The organism is Brevibacillus sp. YAE8 (genome assembly GCF_057543335.1).
This window is the reverse complement of record NZ_BAAIYG010000067.1, coordinates 1-2,030: the sequence shown is the minus strand read 5'-3', so window position 1 is coordinate 2,030 and position 2,030 is coordinate 1. Positions and strand designations below refer to the sequence as shown.

General features: G+C 39.8%; 1 protein-coding gene and 1 pseudogene. One reads left to right on the top strand and one right to left on the bottom strand.

Annotation, left to right across the window (positions count from 1 at the left end; genetic code table 11):
* Window positions 1-2: 2 nt before the first annotated feature.
* Entirely contained in the window at window positions 3-683 is a 681-nt protein-coding gene (locus AC27IT_RS27560; protein ID WP_487092241.1) for a hypothetical protein, read from the bottom strand.
* 534 nt (window positions 684-1,217) lie between these two features.
* On the opposite strand from AC27IT_RS27560, the pseudogene AC27IT_RS27555 reads away from it, so the two are divergent.
* A pseudogene (locus AC27IT_RS27555) lies at window positions 1,218-2,030 on the top strand (IS3 family transposase); the annotation flags it as partial.

The following is a 2,030-nucleotide window of genomic DNA, read 5'->3' as shown; positions in this document are numbered from 1 at the left end:
GGTCAAGTGATCTCCTTGACGCTAGGCGTTTTCCTTCCTAGACTCCTAGGTGGTTGAAGGAGGGAAGAAGCATATGAAAATGCGAAAATAAGGGAGAAAGACTCAAATTTTAAGGGGTTAAACCGAATCCATCCCCAATAGCCAGGCCTCACTGTAATAGTTGTTGACTCCTGCGTTTTCCATGTAACGGATCCTCCGATTTCAAAGCCTACCTCCCCTTCAATTACGCCCCAATTGACTTTACTTTTTCCACTTAATTTACCATTCACTTGCGTATCTGTAGAAAGTAGAGAGGTTTCAGTTATATCATCTGGTGTGTCATTTATTACTCTTGAGCCGGAAGCTCCAAGTTTGAAACCGCTAGCTGTTCTTTTTGCACTAAATACCCAGCCCTCTTCTCCATTACACCCTGCTCTAGGAGCTATTTTCTGGCTTTTTGATGACATTGACTTCTTTGAGGGATCAGTTGGTAACTCAGTAACTGTATCGTTACTTACAAAGTTTGCAATCTGATTTTTTGGAACCTCGTATTCAACTCCATTGATATAATAGTAGGCACCTTGAATATTACTTGGTTTGGTATCCGAATAGGCATTCGCATTAAATCCACCAAAAGTTACAAGAGAAGTTCCAATAGTTGTTGCTGTGACTAAAGAAAGCAGTTTAGTTTTTTTCGTTTTCATTCTTTCAATGCCTCCAAATCTCCTTTTTTTATATCGAATTCTAAATTTTAACATAATTGTAAGGGGTAATTTGTCAGGATGTGTCGTTGGATAAAGTTTTTATATTCTATAAATTCAGTTTTATAATCATAGCCAATTGGCTATAAGATCATCCCATAATCAGAACGTCCTTCAATAAGCCAATGAATCACACAAGACGAAGCACCTGATTGTAAATTAATTGACAGACTCGAACAGTTATTGACAAGAAGACCTTAAATTCTTACCTTACCAATCTATATCTTCATACAACTTCATAATCATTTTCTTATCAAATTCGCCCATATTTTTAAATATAGCTACCTCCTTATCTTTTTCTCCAAGTTTTATCATAGTTGCGATTGCTAAATCTCCTATCTTGTAATTTCCTATCAATTTATCTTGAGGTTCTCTTTTAAAAGATAATTCATTTAATGGATCGGCTACACTGAATTGGACAATTCTCTTAAGGTCTAGTAGATTGAAATCAAATCGACAAGGAACGGAGAGAATGTCATGCAGAAACGTGAGCGTCGGTCATTTACAGACGAGTTCAAGCAGCAGATGGTTCAACTTTACGAGAATGGGAAACCGCGAGCAGATATTTTAAGAGAATATGATCTGAGTGCATCTGCGTTTGACCGTTGGGTCAAACAGAGTAGAACAACAGGTTCTTTCAAAGAAAAGGACAACCGGACAGAGGAACAGAATGAACTCCTTGCGCTACGTAAGGAAATTCAACGATTGAAAATGGAGAACGATATTTTAAAGCAAGCAGCGCTGATCTTCGGACGAAAATAACGGTAATCCAGCAAAACGCTCATAAGTATCCCATATCGGCCATGTGCAAGATTCTTCAGGTCAATAGGAGTACCTACTACTACGAGAGTAATGAGCAATCATCTGTCAATGATGAAGTGGAACAAGCAATTATCCGTATTTTTGAAGAGAATCAGCGCGTGTATGGAGCAAGGAAGATCAAAGCAAAACTTCAAGAAGAGGGAATGACGGTTTCCAGACGGCGCATTGGACGTCTGATGAAGAAAAACGGCCTGGTCTCGGTCTACACAGTGGCGCAGTATAAACCGCATATGTCGTCATGTAACGAATCGCCGATCCAGAACGAACTGAATCGCGAGTTTGCGAAAGAAGCACCATTGGAAGCCGTTGTGAGTGACTTGACATACGTTCGGGTCGCAAATAAATGGCACTATATTTGCTTGCTCGTAGACTTGTTTAACCGGGAGATCATTGGCTATAGCTGTGGAAAATACAAAGATGCTGCTCTCGTCTACCAGGCTTTTGCAAGCGTAAAGGGAGACTTGCGTC